This is a genomic window from Paenibacillus sp. FSL P4-0127 (genome assembly GCF_038007325.1).
GTDB classification, from domain to species: Bacteria; Bacillota; Bacilli; order Paenibacillales; family Paenibacillaceae; genus Fontibacillus; species Fontibacillus macerans.
This window is the reverse complement of record NZ_JBBOWY010000001.1, coordinates 5,329,409-5,346,429: the sequence shown is the minus strand read 5'-3', so window position 1 is coordinate 5,346,429 and position 17,021 is coordinate 5,329,409. Positions and strand designations below refer to the sequence as shown.

The following is a 17,021-nucleotide window of genomic DNA, read 5'->3' as shown; positions in this document are numbered from 1 at the left end:
CCGGGGACCGGGGCATCGCCGAGCAGGGCCGGCACCAAAAGCTGGTGGCCGCGGCGGGATTTACAGCCGCTTGCACCGGGCGCAATTTGGGACTTAAAAGGCGGGAGGGAAATAGATGACGCAAGATTTGGAACTTTATGACGTGACGATTATCGGAGGCGGACCGGCCGGATTGTATGCGTCTTTCTACAGCGGAATGCGCGACATGAAAACGAAGCTGATCGAGGCGAAGGAGGAGCTCGGCGGCCGTACGCTGATTTATCCGGAAAAGATGATTTGGGATGTCGGCGGAGTAACGCCGATTCGCTGCGAGCGGCTTACGCAGCAAATGATCAAACAGGCGATGACGTTCGATCCTACGATCGTATTGGGGCAGCAGATCAGCGAACTGGAACGGCGGGCCGACGGCACGATGATACTTACGTCGGCAACGGGCGAGCGTCACTGGACAAAAACGGTGATCCTCGCTTTGGGGCGGGGGGTGTTAAAACTCGCGAAGCTGGACATCGAAGGGGCCGAGCGTTACGAGGTCGGCAATCTGCATTATACGGTGCAGGAACTGGAGGTATTCCGCAACAAACGGGTGCTCATTTCCGGCGGCGGCGATTCTGCGGTGGACTGGGCGAACGAATTGGAACCGTTAGCCGCAAGCGTCACCGTCGTACATCGCCGCGAGCGTTTCGGAGGGCATGAGCGCAATGTGAAACGGATGATGCAGTCCTCGGTTCGCGTCCTTACGCCGTATGCCGTGAAACAGCTGCGCGGCAGCGCGGACGGCAAGGCGATCGAGGGGGTATCGATCGCGCGCGTCGACGCGGAAGGCCGATTGTCGGAAGAAGCGGTATGGCTCGAAGTGGATGCGGTGATCGTAAATCACGGATTGCGCGGCGATTTCGGCAATATCGTCAACTGGGGGCTGGAGATGGGGCCATGGGACATCCGCGCGAACGAAAAACTCGCAACCAACCTCCCGGGGATTTTCGCCGCCGGAGATGTGGCTCATTATGCCGGCAAGCTGCATTTGATCGCCGGCGCCTTCACCGATGCGGCGCTGGCGGTGAACAGCGCCAAGCTGTACCTGGAGCCGGATGCGCCTGCGGCGGCTTACGTCTCTTCCCATAATGCCATATTTAAGGAGAAGAACATTGCGCTCGGCGTCGCGGAGGAAGACGCATGAGCGGGAAAATGGTTGAATGTATCCCCTTCAAGGACTGCCGATTGGCAGTCTTTTTTTGATTGCATGTTAGTGTTCATTTGAACGAGATTTCATAAAAAGGGCGGGATAATTTACCTGCATATAATCGTCGTTTTACATAACCGTTGTATATTTTTCAGAGTGCCTTTGAACAAGGACAGAAAAAAATGTCGGGAAAATCAGACACTATTAGAAAGGGTGCAAGGAAAGTTGAACTGGGTGTACTTGAAAAAATGGGGTTCGATCGCAGCCGTTGCCGGTCTGCTGCTGGGAACGGCAGCGCCTGCCGGATACGCGGAAGCTGGCGGTCAAAACGGATTTCAAGCTGTGGCCGCAGCGGCAGATGAAAGTACGGGGAACGCGGCGGAAGGACAGGAGCAAACGCTGCAGATTGTGCATACGCCGGCATCGGCTACGCATGAGGCCGGGCAAGATTTAACGATAGCGGCCCTCATCACGGGCGCCCAAACAACGGTGACCGCTTCGGTATATTACCGGGTGGACGGTCAGGGCTTGGAAGAGGTGTCCATGGCCGGCGGCAGCGGAGATGAATATTCCGCTGATCTGAATGGCGGCGGGCTGAGCGGAAGCAGCTTGACCTATTATATTGAAGCCCGCGATGAAGAAGGAACTTCGGCACGAAGCGACGACTTCACTGTGGAGCTTGTGAGGGGCGGGCAGCCCGGCATTGAAGCAAAGCCGCTGGATTTGCTGATTACCGAACTGGTGCCGGACAGCGATAACGTAAACGGAGCGGACGCCTACGAGTTTGTGGAAGTGTACAACAACAGCGGGCGCGATTTGGATTTTGCCGACTTCAAGCTCGTTTATAACACGAGTACGGAGTGGCCGCTGGAGGGAAGCGCAAACGCCGTCATCCCGGCCGGCAAAGCCATCGTTTTGTGGGTCATGAACGGAAAAAACAACCAGCTTACAGCCGGCGATTTTAACCGGAATTATGGAACGGGGCTGACCGAAGGAACGGATTTGTTCCGGATCAGCGGCGGCGGCGGTATGTCCAATGCCGGCCCGCGCCAGCTTGAAATCAAGGACGCTGCGGGCGCGACGCTGGTATCGGCCGCTTATGAGAACGATGCGCAGACCCAGATGAACATGGGTATTTTCTATCAGCGTCCGACGGACGGAAACGTTGCAATGATCATGATGGACGGTCCGGGAACGCTGCCCGCAACGCCGGGGGCCGTAACGCAGGAGCAGACGGAAGCTCCGGCGGGGGCTGCTTTTTCGATTAAGCATGCCCCGGTGACAAGCGTGGACGCCGCGGCCGGCATGACCGTGGAAGCCTCGTTGGAACCGGCCGGGCCGGAGATGGCGGGCGTTACCCTGAATTTTTTATATAAAACGGCTTCCCAATCGAGGTATGCGGTTATTGCGATGAAAGCGCAGGACGGCGTTTATACGGCTTCCGTCCCGGCGGACCAGCTCACCGAACCTTCCTTGGAATATCAGATTGAAGCGGTCGGCGGGAGCCAGCCGGTGTCAACGGACCTGTATACGGTTCAAGTTGTAAACTTTCCAGATTTCGATCCGCAGAAGGCGCCGCCGCTTCTGGTAACGGAAATCGTCGCCAACACGACCAACGTTAATGGAGCGGACGGGTACGAACTGGTGGAAATCTACAACAATTCGGACCGGGACGTGAATTTCCGGAACTACAAGCTGTACTACCGTTATACGGATAAAGGTCCGCCGGGGGACGTATTATGGTCTCCGGACAAGCAGGACTTCGTGATTCCATCCGGGCAGGCGGTTGTGTTCTGGATCATAAGCGACAGCATCACGGCGTTGACCGCTGCCGATTTCAATAAATTTTACGGGACAAGCCTCGAGGAGAACGTGGACTTGTTCAAAGTCCCGGCCGGCGGCATTTCCAACTCGGGACGACGCGGATTTGTCATTAAAACGAATGCCGGCAAGGAAGTTTCGGCGGCTTATTATGATGCCGACACCGTTTATGAAGACGGCAAAACGGAAACGAAAGAGAACACCGGCCTCCAGTATAAATATCCGGTTAACGGCAGCAACCAAATGATTAAAGTGAGCGGGGGATTGCAGTTTCCTGCGCCGGGCGCCGTGGATTCCGCTCAAGTGCCGGATACTCCGGTCTCGATTGCCGATGACACGGTGCCGCCTACCATAGAAGACCGTACCGGCATTACGACAACGGATCAAAGCCAGGGCTTCGAAATTAAAGGCTGGGCGCAGGACGACAAAGAAGTGGCGTCCGTGACCCTGTACGTTAAATCGGACAAGCAAACCGAATACGTTCCGTATCTGCTGACCGAGGATTACGGCGATTTGCATTACCATCACAAGGTTTACGCGGCCGATCTCATCGGACGCAAGTTCATCCAATACTACTATGTGGTATCCGACGGTTTCAATGAAGTGACCTCCCCGGAATACAAGGTCGAGATTACGGGCGGACCGGATCAGTCCGAGCTGCGCCTCAATCTAAAGGACGGCGACCTGCTCAGCGGAACGAAGACGGTCAAAGGCACGGCCAAAACCGGCGGACCTGACAGCGTGACCTTTGAGATCGACGGAAAGCCCGTTACGGAAGGCACGAGCGCTGCTCTGGAGCACGACGCTTACTTTGTGTTCGATGTCAAAAACGTCGACTACTATTTCAAAAATGCCATTACCATGGGCCCGGAGGAGCTTAAGGACGAAACGATCCTGTATACGTTCCTTGATCCGATTACTTCGTACCAGACGTTAAGCTTCCCGATCGAAGGGGGCCGTTTGCAGCCGGGCGGCGACAACGTCATCTATATCCGCGCCGGTTCCAAATCCGGTCCGTTTGACGATCGGGCGGAAGAGAATAAGGACGATTTCGAGATCAAAAACGTGCGGCTGGTGCTGGCCGACGGTACGGAAATTACCGACCCGGCTTATGCCGAGCGGGACAAAGAGATCAAGATGGGCGATTCGGCGGGTAAAAATGAATCCATCGGATTCCGCTTCGAACTTCCGGAGAGCCTGTTTGCGTCCAAGGCGTTTATGTGGGACACCACGGGGGCAGCGGACGGGGAGCATACCGTCAAGGCGGTCAGCGGCGAGCTTGCGGCCAGCGCCAAAGTGACGGTCGATAACACGCCGCCGAACATTGCTGCCAGCGTCGAAGACGGAAAAATGTACCGCGGTAAATTTACGATCCGGGCCGAAGCCAGCGATGCCCTTGCCGGGGTGGAAAAGCTCGAAACCGCGCTTGACGGAAAAGCCGTGCAATTGCCGCTGGAGACCAGCTCTTCCAAGCTTGCGCCGGGCAGCCACGAACTGTACGTCAAAGCAGCAGATAGGGCCGGAAACGCGGCGGAGAAGACGATTCGCTTTGAAGTGCCGGCCGAAAATCCGGAGGCGCCGCAGCTGATTGCGCCGGCCAACGGCCAAACCGGAGTAGGCAGCACGGCCGAACTTAAGGTGAACGTCAAGGACCCTAACGGTGACGACATGAACGTTTCTTTTTACCGCGGGTATCTGTATGACGGAGCGCATCAGGACCGCTTTACGGGATTCCAGAACACGGCGGATACGGAACCGCCCGGTGAGCTGGCGCCTGCCGGGGAGAAGAGTCTGACCGGCGAGGATTACGCTAAAATCGGGGCGGTCGACGGTGAATACCTGACCACGGATGCGGATGACCGCTTCCCTTATCAGCGTTATGAGATCAAACTGGACCCCTCCGTGAAGCCAAGCGACCGGGTGGACGTGGAATGGAAGGGCAAATCCCTGCCTGGGCGCAAAGTCAGCCTGTATGCTTGGAGCGCGGCGGAGTCGAAGTGGGTCACCTTGGATCAGGTGATCGCCGGCGCGGAGGATTTTATCCTGAAGTCGACCGTGACTGCAGGAGCTTATGCGGCGGGTGGCATTATCTCGGTGATGGTGCAGGATGAGATCGCCGGAGAAGCCGCCGCTTTGGCGGACAAGAGCGGTCCGGTATCCGAAGATCCTTATGATTTTTCGTTTATCTGGATGTCGGATACCCAGTACTACGCGCAGGATTATCCTTACATTTATCAGAAGAACGTGCAGTGGATCGCCGAAAATAAGGATAAATTGAAGCTGAAATACGTCATTCACACCGGCGACGTTGTCGATAAGGCCGACCAGGAATACCAGTGGATCGAAGCCGACAAGGATATGAAGGTGCTGGAGAACGCCAATATTCCGTACGGGGTGCTGGCCGGAAACCATGACGTGGGCCACCAGAATAACGACTATTCCCAATTCACCAAGTATTTCGGGGATTGGCGCTTTCAGGACAGCCCGGTGTTTGCGGGCTCCTATGAAAACAACCGCGGACATTACGATCTCGTCTCCGCAAACGGCAATGATTTTATTATCGTGTATATGGGCTGGGGATTGGGCGATAAAGAGATCGAGTGGATGAATCAAGTCGTGTCCATGTATCCGGAACGGAAGGCGATTCTGTGCCTGCATGAATATTTGCTCGTCTCGGGCAACCGGGCACCGATCGCGGAGAAAATTTTTGAGAAAGTCGTCAAACCGAACAAAAACGTCATTGCGGCCTTGTCCGGCCACTATCATGATGCCGAACTCAAGCTGGATGCGCTTGACGACAACGGAGACGGCATCCCGGACCGCAACGTATATCAGATGCTGGCCGATTACCAGGGCGCTCCGGAGGGCGGCCTGGGTTATATCCGGCTGATGCAGTTCGATATGGCGAACAACAAACTGCATATCAAAACCTATTCGCCATACTTGGATGACTATAATTTCTATGATCCCGCGGAGTATCCGGGCAAAGACGAATTTTCGCTGGATTTGGACCTTCAGGCGGCGACCAAACGGGTGGCCACCGATTATATCGGGGTGAAGGTGTATACCGATCAGTTGATCGGCAAGCAAGCGGGCGTAAAGAGCGGCGAAAACGCTGCGGTTAACTGGACGGGACTGGGCAGCAGCGCCTACTATCAATGGTACGCCAAGGCGGAGGATGCCAACAGCGGTCTAACGCTGTCGGACATCTGGGGCTTTTATACCGGCGCCGGCGGCAGCAAGCCGGGAAGCGGCAGTTCGGGAGGAGGCTCCAAATCGTCGTCCTCAAGCAGCGCCGCCACTACCGCTCCGGTCAACCCGCCTGCGGCCGAGCAGCCTGCAAATGACGGCGTAACCAGCGGCGTGATCGCGGCGGCTCCGGCCGGAAACGGCCGCTATGAGGTTTCCGCCGATCAGCTTCGGAAAGCGGCGTCCGCGGCTGCGAACGGTAAGATCGAAGTTCAGGTGAAGCCCGAGGATGCCGAGGCAGGTCGTCCCGTTATCGTGGACCTGGATGCGGCCACCCTTGCCCAATTGGCGAAGGAGCGCAAAGTATCTTTGTCTTTGAGCGCACCGGGCAGCCAAATTACATTTGCCCAGGATTCGCTGCGGAATCGCGTTGGAGATGCCGATAAACTCAGCGTTAAACTGGGATACCAGGCTGCCGGAAATAGCGGTCTGGAAAAAGGGATGACCTCCACCGGCATCGCTTATGAGTTAGGGTTGTCTTTAGTCAAGGGGAGCGAATCGGCGGATTACGGGAACCTGGAATCTGCCGCGGAAATTCGGCTGACGCTAACGGAGGAGCAAGCGAAGCTGCTGAATTCCGCTTATGCCGGAGTGTACGAACGGGTGAACGGCGGACTGCGTTATATCGGCGGATCGTTTGACGGCCGGACGGTTACTTTTACGGCCGATCATGCCGGAATCTATGAAATCGTTGAGCTGCGGAAGGATTTTGCCGATCTGCGCGGCCACTGGTCGGAGGATGTCGTGCGGCAGCTTGCGGCCAAACATCTGATTCAAGGGCTGGACGCCGAGCGTTTTGCCCCCTCCGCTCCGGTGACGCGGGCCGATTTTTCGGTCGTGATGATGCGGGTGCTTGGGGCTCGGCCTGACGCTGTCGTAGTTCGGTTTACCGACCTGCCGCCCGGGGCGTATTATGCGGAAGCGGTGGAGCAAGCCGCATCGCTTGGCCTGGTTCAGGGCAGCGGCGGACGCTTCCGTCCGGCGGACGGCATCACCCGGGAGGAAGCGGCGGTCATCTTAAGTAAGATGGCCCTGGCCATGAACGCTTCCCTGACGCCGTCCGGCCAAGGCAAGGATTTTGCCGACGCTGCTTCCATCTCCGTATGGGCGCGGGATGCCGTAAGCCAAATGCAGGCCGCTGGCATGCTGAACGGAAAAGGCAACGGCCGTTTCGAACCGAAGGGCTCCGTCACCCGCGCCGAGATGGCTAAAATGATGAGCGAAATGTTAAAGCTGAAGCGTTAGGGCTTCGCAAATACCGGATGGATTAAAGCGAGAGGCGATTGGTGCCGGATATATCGGCCCGATCGCCTTTTTTAAGATACTGGAACTCAACGTTCGCAGGACGAAAAAACGGCTTAACCGCTGATACTGTACAGATGGACTACGAGTAAAATTTTAATCTTGACCATTAATTGCAAATCATACAACTAACTTTACATCTTTTTGCCCAATTACTTATTTAATTGCATTTCATACAACTACTTCCTCGTCTTTTTGCTTCTTTATCGAAATATAGCGGAGTAATTGCAGGTTTTACACTTGATCAAGCGCTGTGGCAGCATTTCCGGATAAGCTACTGTATATTTTGCAACTATTCCTTTCAACAATAGACCCAGAAAGCTGGAGTACGAAGCAGGTACACTCGGATGGAGCGATCGCTTTACCACGACTGCTGGAATTAATCCACAAAGTCGCCTAAACGACCGGGATAGTTTTTCAGTGTCAACTTCAGGTCTCGATAGCTGCTTCGACCAATTATATCAACACTTACTTGCCAATTTTCATATTGCGAAAGTTGAGTTAGATAATTTCCGGCGGGGTAGAGGACTGTGGCCCAGGTAGAAGGGGGAGAAGAGAAATCTGGAAGCTGACGGGCTGTAGTAGAAAAACACGCCGCTTTGGCAACGGCGCGTTTCAATTGGGGCGGCTTTACGGCAAAATGGCAAATGACCGCACCGGAAATCCCGATGCTTTGTGCGGCTTCGGTACGATATTAAAGATGACGGCGCCCGTGGCAGGCACTTTATCCAAATTGCGCAACAGCTCGACCTGATAGGTGTCTTGCTCAAGCACGTAATACTCGGCGAGAAGGGCGCCGTTTTTTTGATAATCGCTGCTTGCGTCCGTGTCAAACGTTTCATGGCCGATCGCCTTGATGTTCCGTTCTTGAAACAGAAATTTCAGCGCGGCCAGCGACCAGCCGGGGGTGTGGCTGTTGCCGTCGGCATCCTTGTTGCTGAACGCTTCTTTATCAGGCCAGCGCTTGCTCCAATCGGTGCGCAGAGCGACAAAGCAGCCCTCCGCGACCTTGCCGTGTTCGGCTTCAAATTGCAAAATATCTTCTATGCTGAGCGTATAGTCATGGTTTTCCGCCGCTTCTTTGGATTTATCGATCACAATGAGCGGGAGCGCCAGCTCCTTCAACTCCAGCTCGTCCAGAAAGCGCTTGTTCCGGACAAAGTGAATCGGGGCATCCAGGTGGGTTCCGTATTGCCCTGCGAACGTAAAGCTTTGCGCCAAAAAACCGTCATCATGATCGAACAATGTCGTAAATTCGGCGTCGGGAAAAGCCGCAAAATGAGGGGAGTCCGGACCAAACGTATGCGTCAAGTCCACCCATTCTTTTTCTTTCAACAATTGAAATGCGCGAATTAATTCGTTGCCCATATTATCGTCACCTCATCCTTTTTTTGCTTTAGTTACACCTGTTAGCGCCGTTATGCACCTTCTTGGGAATGCAGAGCGCGAAATTCGTCCTCCAGCATCGACATCAGGATCGAATCATGGAATCCGCCGTCCATAAAGAGCTCGTCGCGCAGCACTCCTTCCCGGCGGAAGCCTATTTTCTCATACACATGAATCGCGCGCGGATTAAACGAGTAGACCCCCAAATGAATCCGGTGCAGCCGCAAAACCTCGAAGCCGTAACGCAGCATATGCATCAGCGCTTCCGTTCCGTACCCCTTCCCGCGATGCTCGGTTCCTTTGATCCCGATCCGGATGTTTGCGCTCCGGTTTACGGGATCGATCTCGTTTAAGACCACTTCGCCAATCAATTCGCCCGAATCCTTCGTTACGATGATCAAGTCGATCCGGTCCTCATTCGCCTGGCTGATCTTTTGCAGCCAAACTTCCGTACTTTCCCGGGTAAAATCCCCCTGGCTCCCCGTCAGCCGCAGCATCTCCACATCCTGCAAAAAGGCGAAATAGGCGTCCAGATCCGTGACGCGCGCATAACGCAGTTCAATGGCCTTTCCTTCGATACGGATTAAATGATCCTGCACCATTTCCATACCTCCCTGGTTTTAAGCCTGTTTTTCGAATTACCTTATTTTAACTTGGACATCACGTTTTGGCGATATAATTTACAAAAAAAGCGCTCCCGGTTATCGTAGAGTTATACAGAATAACTAACCGCCAAGATTTCACTTGGAACCAAGGAAGGGAACCTGATGAACCAGCATTTGCAAGTATTAATGGATAATTTTCATGGCGCGGAAAATAGCTTTTTGTACCGGTTAAGCGAAGAGGCGTTTTTCGATGCGGACTTATTTGGGGAGTATTATCAGAGCTTGAAGGAGATCGTCCGGCAGACGCTCGGACAACCGCTTGACCGGGAGCTCGCCAGGGCCGTCAGCTTCACGCAGGCCAAAATCCTCGAGCATCTCCTTTGGGAATATGCCGACGATGACGCGTTTCAAATCGGCAACTTCCCCTTCGGCCGGCTGCATGCTTTCATCGAGCGGCTGAACGCCGCGGTTGACGGCTATTTTCAAGGTTATCTCGTGGACGAACAAAGCTTCGGCGGCGAATGGCTCACCGAGCCCGGTCCTTCCGTGATTCATCTGGACTTTTTGAAGCAGGGGCTTGATATCCACGCCGTGGGCTTCAAAAACAAAGACGGCGCCTACGAAGTATTTCTGGACGAAGGGGAGGACAAAGCGCTTGCCGATTCTCGCGTTAGCCGCAAGGAAGCGCGCGGCAGATTCATATTTCCGGCGCCCGATGCCAGTGCCGCCTTCCGGATTTTTCACGAATGGGTGATGAAAAATTATGCGCCGTACAGCTCCGCGATGGGGAGGAGAACATGAAGCCGCCACCGGACCGATATCGTGATCTAAGTGGCTTTGTTTAACAATATGGGATAAAATACATCCCATAGAATCATAATTTTTTGATACACGGGGTTGGAAGAATGAAAACAATTGCGGATATCGCCAAGCTGGCCGGCGTGGCCAAAAGTACGGTTTCACGCTATCTGAACGGCGGGCCGATCAGCGAAGCGACCAAAAAGAAGATTGAACAAGTTATCCATCATACGGGGTACGTCCCCAACACCTTTGCGCAAAGCCTAAAAGCCAAAAAAACCAACATTATCGGAACGGTGGTTCCCCGGCTCGATTCTTTTGCTTCGTCGCAGGTGTTAATCGGGATTGATGAGCAATTGAGAGCGCTGAATTACCAAATGTTGATTGCGAATACCAATCAGGATTTGGAGCGGGAAATTGAAAGTATCTACAGTTTGTCCAATCAAAAGGTGGCCGGCATTATTTTGCTTGCTACGCAAATTACCGACGCTCATCTGGAGGCGTTCGATAAAATGAACATTCCTGTGATCCTGGTAGGCCAGCAGCATGACCAAGTGTACAGCGTGATACATAACGACGAATCGGCCGGCTACGAAATCGGCAAATACGTTCTTCGGAATGGCCACCGGAAAATCGCCTATCTGGGCGTTTCCGAAAAAGATATCGCAGTCGGCTTGAAGCGCAAGGAAGGGTTCAAACGGGCCGTGAGCGAAGCGGGGAACTGTGAAGTTAAGTACTATGAGACAAGCTTTAAAATGGAGGAGGCGGTGAAAAAAGCCGGCGGCATCATCGACGCCTTCCATCCCTCGATTCTGGTATGCGCGACCGATAACATTGCGCTTGGCGCATTAAAAGCGGCTCACCTAAAAGGGATTCGCGTTCCCGAGGATTTGTCGATCACAGGTTTTGGAGGGTATGAAGTCACCGAGATCACCCACCCCGGATTGACTACGATTAAGTTTTATTATAAGGACGCAGGCCGGGACGCGGCAGGCGGGATGATCAAACTGGTTAACGGAGAGGATTTTCCGCCGGTCACGTTATCCAAATTTGAAATGATTGAGCGAGAAAGCGTTGACAATAAATCGAAAAGGGAATAGAATAACTCGCATGGAACCGGTTCTAGTCATCGGTTTTCTTTTTCAGGAGTTTTGGAACCGGTTCCTCTTAGCGTTTTAATTTACATTTTAGGGAGAGAAGGAAATGAGCTATCAAAAGTTGGCGAAGGATATTCTCCAATCCGTCGGAGGGGAAGAAAACGTATCAAGCCTCACTCATTGCGTGACCCGATTAAGATTCATGCTCAAGGACAATAACAAGGCGGATAAAGAAAAGCTTGAAAAATTGGATATTCTCCAAGTTGTTGAAAGCGCGGGCCAATTTCAAGTCGTTATCGGCATGCATGTCCCCGAGGTGTATAAAGAGATTACGAAAATCAGCAACATCGGGAGCGGGAATGAAAGCGCTGCAGAAGACGGCGGCAAATCGAACGGCAAGAAAAAGTCCAAAATTTTCGATGTGATTCAGGGCAGCTTTTCGCCCATTATTCCGGCCATTTTAGGCTCGGGTATGTTAAAAGCGTTGATCGGCATTCTGGTCATGCTGGGCTGGCTTTCGCCGGAAAGCGGCACCTACTTTATTTTGTCCGCCGCTGCCAACGCCGTATTTTATTTCCTGCCGATCATCCTCGGGGTTACGTTCGGTATGAAAATGGGGGTCAATCCCTATGTCGCAGGCACGATCGGGGCCGCTTTGCTGGAGCCCAACTTTACAGGGTTGCTGCAGCATGGAGACAAAAGCTCATTTATAGGCATTCCCGTCGTGTTGATGACCTACTCGTCCACGGTGTTCCCGGTTATTTTGGCGGTCAGCACCTATGCCGTACTGGAAAGATTCCTGAAAAAAATCGTTCACAAAGATTTGCAAACCTTAGTGATCCCCATGCTGTCATTGATGATTGTCGTGCCTCTGACCGTCATCGTGTTTGGTCCGTTTGGCGTTTATATCGGGAATGCGCTTGCTTCGGCCATTAGTTTTGCCATGGGCAAAAGTGCGATTTTAACGACTTTTGTGTTCGGCGCGGTTTCAATCCCGGTAGTCATTATGGGGCTTCACTGGGCGCTGGTTCCCGTGATGATTTCAAATCTCGCAACGATTGGATACGATCATCTGTTGGGACCCGTACAAGCCACGGCTTTTGTGGGAGCGGGCATTGCGCTGGGCGTTTTTTTGAAAACGAAGGATAAAAATATTAGATCCACGTCACTCTCCAGCTTTATCCCGGCTTTTTTATCGGGGATTACGGAGCCGGTTATTTATGGTTTGTTTTTCCGCTTTAAGCGTGTGTTTATTATCGCCATCATTATGAATGCGATTGCGGCCGGGCTGTGCGGCGCGTTTGGAGTCAAAGCGACGCAAATGGCCGGGGGGATTTTCGTCATTCCGACTTTTCAGCCGGTTTGGGGATATGTGATTAGCATGGGCGTTGGTTTCTTTGGCGCGATGCTGCTGGTTCTGCTTTTTGGTTACGAAGAGAAGAAGAAAGCGCCGGAGAACGCGCTTGAAGCGGATAATAAGGATGCCAAAGAACTGACGGTGGCAAGCCCGCTAACCGGAAGCGTTAAAGCGTTAAGCGAAGTGAACGACCCGGCTTTCTCGTCCGAAGCGATGGGAAAAGGGGTGGCCGTCGAGCCGGCCGAGGGGAAGGCGGTATCACCGGTGAATGGCGTAATTTCCAACGTTTTTCGCACGGGTCACGGCATCTATATTACTTCGGATGAAGGTACTGAAATTTTAATCCACATCGGCATTGACACTGTCAAATTAAAAGGACAGCACTTCTCGCCGCAGGTGAAGGAAGGCGATCGTGTCAAACGCGGAGATCTGCTTGTCAGCTTTGATCTGGACAAGATTAAAGAAGCGGGCTACGAAGTCACCACGCCGATCATAATTACCAATTCAAGCACTTATAAAAACATCGCTCGGACGGAAAAAGAAACGGTACGGATCAATGAGACCTTATTGAGTTTAACGCTTTGATACGAAACTTTATTGCCTTTTGTGGAACCGGTTCTGCAAAAGGCAATACCCATTTTAAATTGCAGATGCAGAATATAAAGGAGCAACACAAATGGAGTGGCTGAGAGAACAAAAATACCGCCGAATCGAGGATGCAAGTGAAGATGAGATGAACCTGCTGCTATCCAAAGTCAATCGTTGTCCTTGGCGGCAAACCTTTCATGTACAGCCTGTCATGGGACTTCTTAATGACCCTAACGGATTTTCTTTTTTTAATGGAGAATACCACTTGTTTTATCAATGGCACCCTCTGGGCCCGGTCCACGGTTTAAAATATTGGTACCACACCAAATCCAAGGATCTGGTTCATTGGGAAAATGCCGGAATCGGCCTGAAGCCGGACGCTGTTTTTGACCGCCACGGAGTTTATTCGGGCAGCGCCAATGAGAACGACGGGAAGCTGCACTTATTTTATACGGGCAACACGCGGGATGAGAATTCGGTTCGACACCCCTATCAATGCATTGCCGTGATGGACTCATTCGGAAACATCTCCAAGCTGGACAAGCCGGTGATTGATCACGCCCCAAGCAGATATACGGAGCATTTTCGCGATCCTAAAGTGTGGAAGGACGGGAACAAATTCTACGCGGTGATTGGAGCTCAAAGAACGGATGAAACAGGCTGTGCCGTCCTATACAGCTCACTCGATTTGCTGGAATGGACATTTGAAGGAGAAATCGGGACTGAGTTGGGGCGTTTCGGTTACATGTGGGAATGTCCGGATTATTTTGAATTGCAAAACCATGGAGTGTTTATTTTTTCGCCGCAAGGATTGGAACCGGCCGGAGAGCGGTATCGGAATATCTATCAAGCGGGTTATGTCCTGGGCGGAACATTGGATTTGCGGGAAAAAACGCTGCGGCACGGTCCGTTTGCCGAGCTTGACCGGGGCTTTGATTTTTACGCTCCGCAAACGATGGTGGATCCTGCGGGACGGCGGATTTTAATCGGCTGGATGGGCTTGCCAGAAATCGATTATCCGACCGACCCGAGCGGATGGGCGCATTGCTTAACGCTGCCGCGGGAATTAACCGTTCATGGCGGGAAACTGATTCAACAGCCTGTTCGGGAGCTTCAGACTCTCCGCAAGAAAGAAGCTAGAGCGGCCGACACCATTTTTAACGATGCTAAAAGGTATGAAGGTTTTACGGGAGCCGCATATGAACTGATTTGTGAATTTGCAACTGGAGATGCGGCGGAATTCGGGATTGAATTTCGCGCGGGCGATAAGAACAAAACCGTGGTGAAATATGATGCCGTGCAAAAAAAGGTAATTCTCGACCGCACCTTATCCGGCGAACCAACAGGTGTGGAGTATGGTACGGTGAGAGCTTGCTAAGGGGATGGCGATAAGATAAAGTTTCATTTGTTTGTGGATACTTCCTCCGTAGAGGTATTTGTAAACGAGGGGGAAGAAGTGTTCACCGCCAGAATTTTTCCGGACCAAGCCAGTCAAGCTATTCGTTTTTTTGCAAAGGAAGGGCAAGTTGCATTTCAAGCCGTAAAATGGGATTATTAAAACCTTTAGATAGAGAGGAAGGCGGAAGCAGATGAAAGTAGGGGAAGTTATCGAGGCGATTATTGAGGATTCATGCGGTGCTTTCCGGCTGGAAAAAACATGCGATCAGTTAATTAGCGGAAGCTATGATACGCCGGTGGAAGGAATCGCAACGACGTTTATGGTCACGATTGAGGTGATCAAGCAGGCCGTTGCCGCCGGCGCCAATATGATCATCACGCATGAGCCGAGCTTTTATACGGGGAAGGATGCCACCGATTGGCTGAAGGAAGATCCATTATATGCCGCCAAAAAAAAGTTGATCGAAGACAACCGTTTGGCGATTTGGCGTTACCATGATTACATGCACCGGGCCAAAACGGACCGGATTTACGATGGACTTCTAAGGGAAATCGGCTGGGAAAACAACTTGGTGGACGAGCAGCGCCCTTTTCTCTATCGGATTCAAGAGACGACTTTGGCCAAGTTGGCGCGGTTTTTTAAACGGAAATTGGCGATGGACATGATCCAAATTGTCGGCAATCCCGAAATGAAATGTTCCAGGGTCGGGATTTTGGTCGGTGGAGGCAGCTTAGGCCTGGGCAGAGAACAAATGCCCATGGAGTTAATGCGGGACGAGGACTTGGATGTGATGGTTTGCGGCGAGATCACGGAATGGACCCTTTGCGCTTATGTCAATGATGCAGCGATGCTCGGCATGAACAAGGGCATGATTGTGCTGGGCCATGAGCGGAGCGAGGAATGGGGCATGAAATTTATGGCGGAATGGCTGAAGCCTTTGGTGGGCGGTATTCCGGTTACATTTATCGATTCGAAAGAGCCGTTCGTTTATTTATAATATGGAAAGATGATAAGCCACTAGCTGCAGCATTTGCCGGTTAGCGGCTTCTTAACTTTGTTTCGGATGCCTCGATGAGACAGCCGGAACGACCAATCGTTGGCCTTCAAAATAGCGGAACTTTATGTTCTTATTATCCGGAGCAAGGCATGTTGATCCCCATTAGAGGATTTTTCTGTGCTTATTTTCTATGAATGATCCAGAGATGCGTTCATTTCCCTGCGATTCGAAAAAATAGCGACATAAAATTCACCTATTGCTCCCAAATGGACGGATATCGCCGGAATAGGGCCATTTTATGTCCTTATGTTTTTCGCTGGAGTTGGAGCCCAATTGTAGTTTTTAAACAAATGAATTTAAAGACAGCCGGGAGGATACCGGGACCGGGCAAAACCCCGGGCTTGCCGCGGCCAGCCGCTCGGCGTAATCCGCATCCAGCTTGGCCAGTTCCGCAAAGTAACTTTCGATGACGTGATTGGCGGGTACGGAGCCGTTCTGGAAAATCAGCGGGCAGGAAGCCGGAACGTGGCGGTAATAGTACGTTTTTTCTCGTTTCGGAAGCTTGTAGATATAGGGCGGCGCATGGCTAACGACGTCGAACGGGTTGGCGATTCGGTAGCTGTTGGGGACGTATTTGGCGAAAGCTTTGGCAAAATCGGGATCGCCGACGCGCGGGGAGCCGAACGTAAACAAAACGGGGGTACGCGCGGTGTTTGCCGCCATGTCGACGGCGCATAAGGTGGCAAGGGCCCCGCCTAGACTATGGCCGGCAACGAAAAGGGGTTTTTCCTGCGGCAAGCGGCGCAGGGCGGACAAGACCTGCTTCCGGGCCGAAGCGTAAATGCCGGTGAAGCCGCGGTGAGTGAGGGAGGACTCCTTGATATAACCGCAGCTTTTTTGCGAGGCGATGGCGTCGGCGATCCAGTTGGTCGTCGAACTGGTGCCGCGAAAAGCGATCACGATTTCCTCCGGGGAATGGAGAATGAATCCGAAGCGTTCCCAAACGCCGATGAAGGATTTGGCTTCGATCGTATCAAACAGCGAATATCCGGGCGGGAGGACAAACGATCCGTCTTCGTTCGAAAATTGCGCGTAGGTCTGACTGCACACCGCGGCCAGAAATAAAGCCCGCTGAACTTGAGCCGCATTTAATTCCATTTCTAATCCCCCCTTTTTCCTCAATATATTTAAAAATCCAGGGAAAGGTGCCCATTCCGCCGCAACTAATGAATAAGTAAAACA

The 17,021-nt window shown here is 52.6% G+C and carries 9 protein-coding genes and 1 pseudogene; 7 read left to right on the top strand and 3 right to left on the bottom strand.

Annotated elements, in window-relative coordinates; translation table 11 throughout:
- The first annotated feature begins 115 nt into the window (after positions 1 to 115).
- Both NYE74_RS23845 and NYE74_RS23840 read left to right on the top strand, forming a co-directional pair.
- Complete coding sequence (locus NYE74_RS23845) at positions 116 to 1,177, top strand: NAD(P)/FAD-dependent oxidoreductase (protein WP_124331529.1); 1,062 nt, start codon at positions 116 to 118, stop codon at positions 1,175 to 1,177.
- A gap of 237 nt (positions 1,178 to 1,414) precedes the next feature.
- Positions 1,415 to 7,495, top strand: a complete 6,081-nt coding sequence (locus tag NYE74_RS23840) for an S-layer homology domain-containing protein (protein WP_341005323.1) — start codon at positions 1,415 to 1,417, stop codon at positions 7,493 to 7,495.
- A 687-nt stretch (positions 7,496 to 8,182) separates the two neighbouring features.
- On the opposite strand, the gene NYE74_RS23835 is transcribed toward NYE74_RS23840, so the two are convergent.
- A complete protein-coding gene (locus NYE74_RS23835) occupies positions 8,183 to 8,920 on the bottom strand; it encodes a cyclase family protein (protein WP_036624046.1) in 738 nt (245 codons plus the stop codon).
- A 50-nt stretch (positions 8,921 to 8,970) separates the two neighbouring features.
- Positions 8,971 to 9,540 (bottom strand): GNAT family N-acetyltransferase, encoded by a 570-nt coding sequence (locus NYE74_RS23830; protein ID WP_036624045.1) that lies wholly within the window; start codon positions 9,538 to 9,540, stop codon positions 8,971 to 8,973.
- A gap of 165 nt (positions 9,541 to 9,705) precedes the next feature.
- Here NYE74_RS23830 and NYE74_RS23825 point away from each other — a divergent pair, with 165 nt between their 5' ends.
- From NYE74_RS23825 to NYE74_RS23805, 5 genes and pseudogenes are all read left to right on the top strand, one after another.
- Positions 9,706 to 10,344, top strand: a complete 639-nt coding sequence (locus NYE74_RS23825; RefSeq protein WP_036624044.1) for an Imm41 family immunity protein — start codon at positions 9,706 to 9,708, stop codon at positions 10,342 to 10,344.
- Positions 10,345 to 10,448: 104 nt separating this feature from the next.
- Positions 10,449 to 11,441, top strand: coding sequence for a LacI family DNA-binding transcriptional regulator (locus tag NYE74_RS23820; RefSeq protein WP_036624043.1), 993 nt, complete (start codon positions 10,449 to 10,451; stop codon positions 11,439 to 11,441).
- Positions 11,442 to 11,544: 103 nt separating this feature from the next.
- Positions 11,545 to 13,380, top strand: a complete 1,836-nt coding sequence (locus tag NYE74_RS23815; protein ID WP_036624042.1) for a beta-glucoside-specific PTS transporter subunit IIABC — start codon at positions 11,545 to 11,547, stop codon at positions 13,378 to 13,380.
- A 91-nt stretch (positions 13,381 to 13,471) separates the two neighbouring features.
- Positions 13,472 to 14,941, top strand: a pseudogene (locus NYE74_RS23810) (glycoside hydrolase family 32 protein).
- A gap of 31 nt (positions 14,942 to 14,972) precedes the next feature.
- Entirely contained in the window at positions 14,973 to 15,779 is an 807-nt protein-coding gene (locus tag NYE74_RS23805; protein WP_036624041.1) for a Nif3-like dinuclear metal center hexameric protein, read from the top strand.
- Positions 15,780 to 16,121: 342 nt separating this feature from the next.
- Here the strand turns inward: NYE74_RS23805 and NYE74_RS23800 are convergent, their stop codons facing one another.
- Positions 16,122 to 16,937: a lipase family protein gene (locus NYE74_RS23800; RefSeq protein WP_036624040.1), complete on the bottom strand. Its 816-nt coding sequence runs from the start codon at positions 16,935 to 16,937 to the stop codon at positions 16,122 to 16,124.
- Between the last annotated feature and the right edge of the window lie 84 nt (positions 16,938 to 17,021).

Excerpts from the sequence above, each read along its gene's own strand:
- NYE74_RS23835 (WP_036624046.1), bottom strand. The coding sequence starts at position 8,920 with ATGGGCAACGAATTAATTCGCGCATTTCAATTGTTGAAAGAAAAAGAA.
- NYE74_RS23820 (WP_036624043.1), top strand. The coding sequence starts at position 10,449 with ATGAAAACAATTGCGGATATCGCCAAGCTGGCCGGCGTGGCCAAAAGT.
- NYE74_RS23805 (WP_036624041.1), top strand. The coding sequence starts at position 14,973 with ATGAAAGTAGGGGAAGTTATCGAGGCGATTATTGAGGATTCATGCGGT.
- NYE74_RS23830 (WP_036624045.1), bottom strand. The coding sequence starts at position 9,540 with ATGGTGCAGGATCATTTAATCCGTATCGAAGGAAAGGCCATTGAACTG.
- NYE74_RS23825 (WP_036624044.1), top strand. The coding sequence starts at position 9,706 with ATGAACCAGCATTTGCAAGTATTAATGGATAATTTTCATGGCGCGGAA.
- NYE74_RS23800 (WP_036624040.1), bottom strand. The coding sequence starts at position 16,937 with ATGGAATTAAATGCGGCTCAAGTTCAGCGGGCTTTATTTCTGGCCGCG.
- NYE74_RS23815 (WP_036624042.1), top strand. The coding sequence starts at position 11,545 with ATGAGCTATCAAAAGTTGGCGAAGGATATTCTCCAATCCGTCGGAGGG.
- NYE74_RS23845 (WP_124331529.1), top strand. The coding sequence starts at position 116 with ATGACGCAAGATTTGGAACTTTATGACGTGACGATTATCGGAGGCGGA.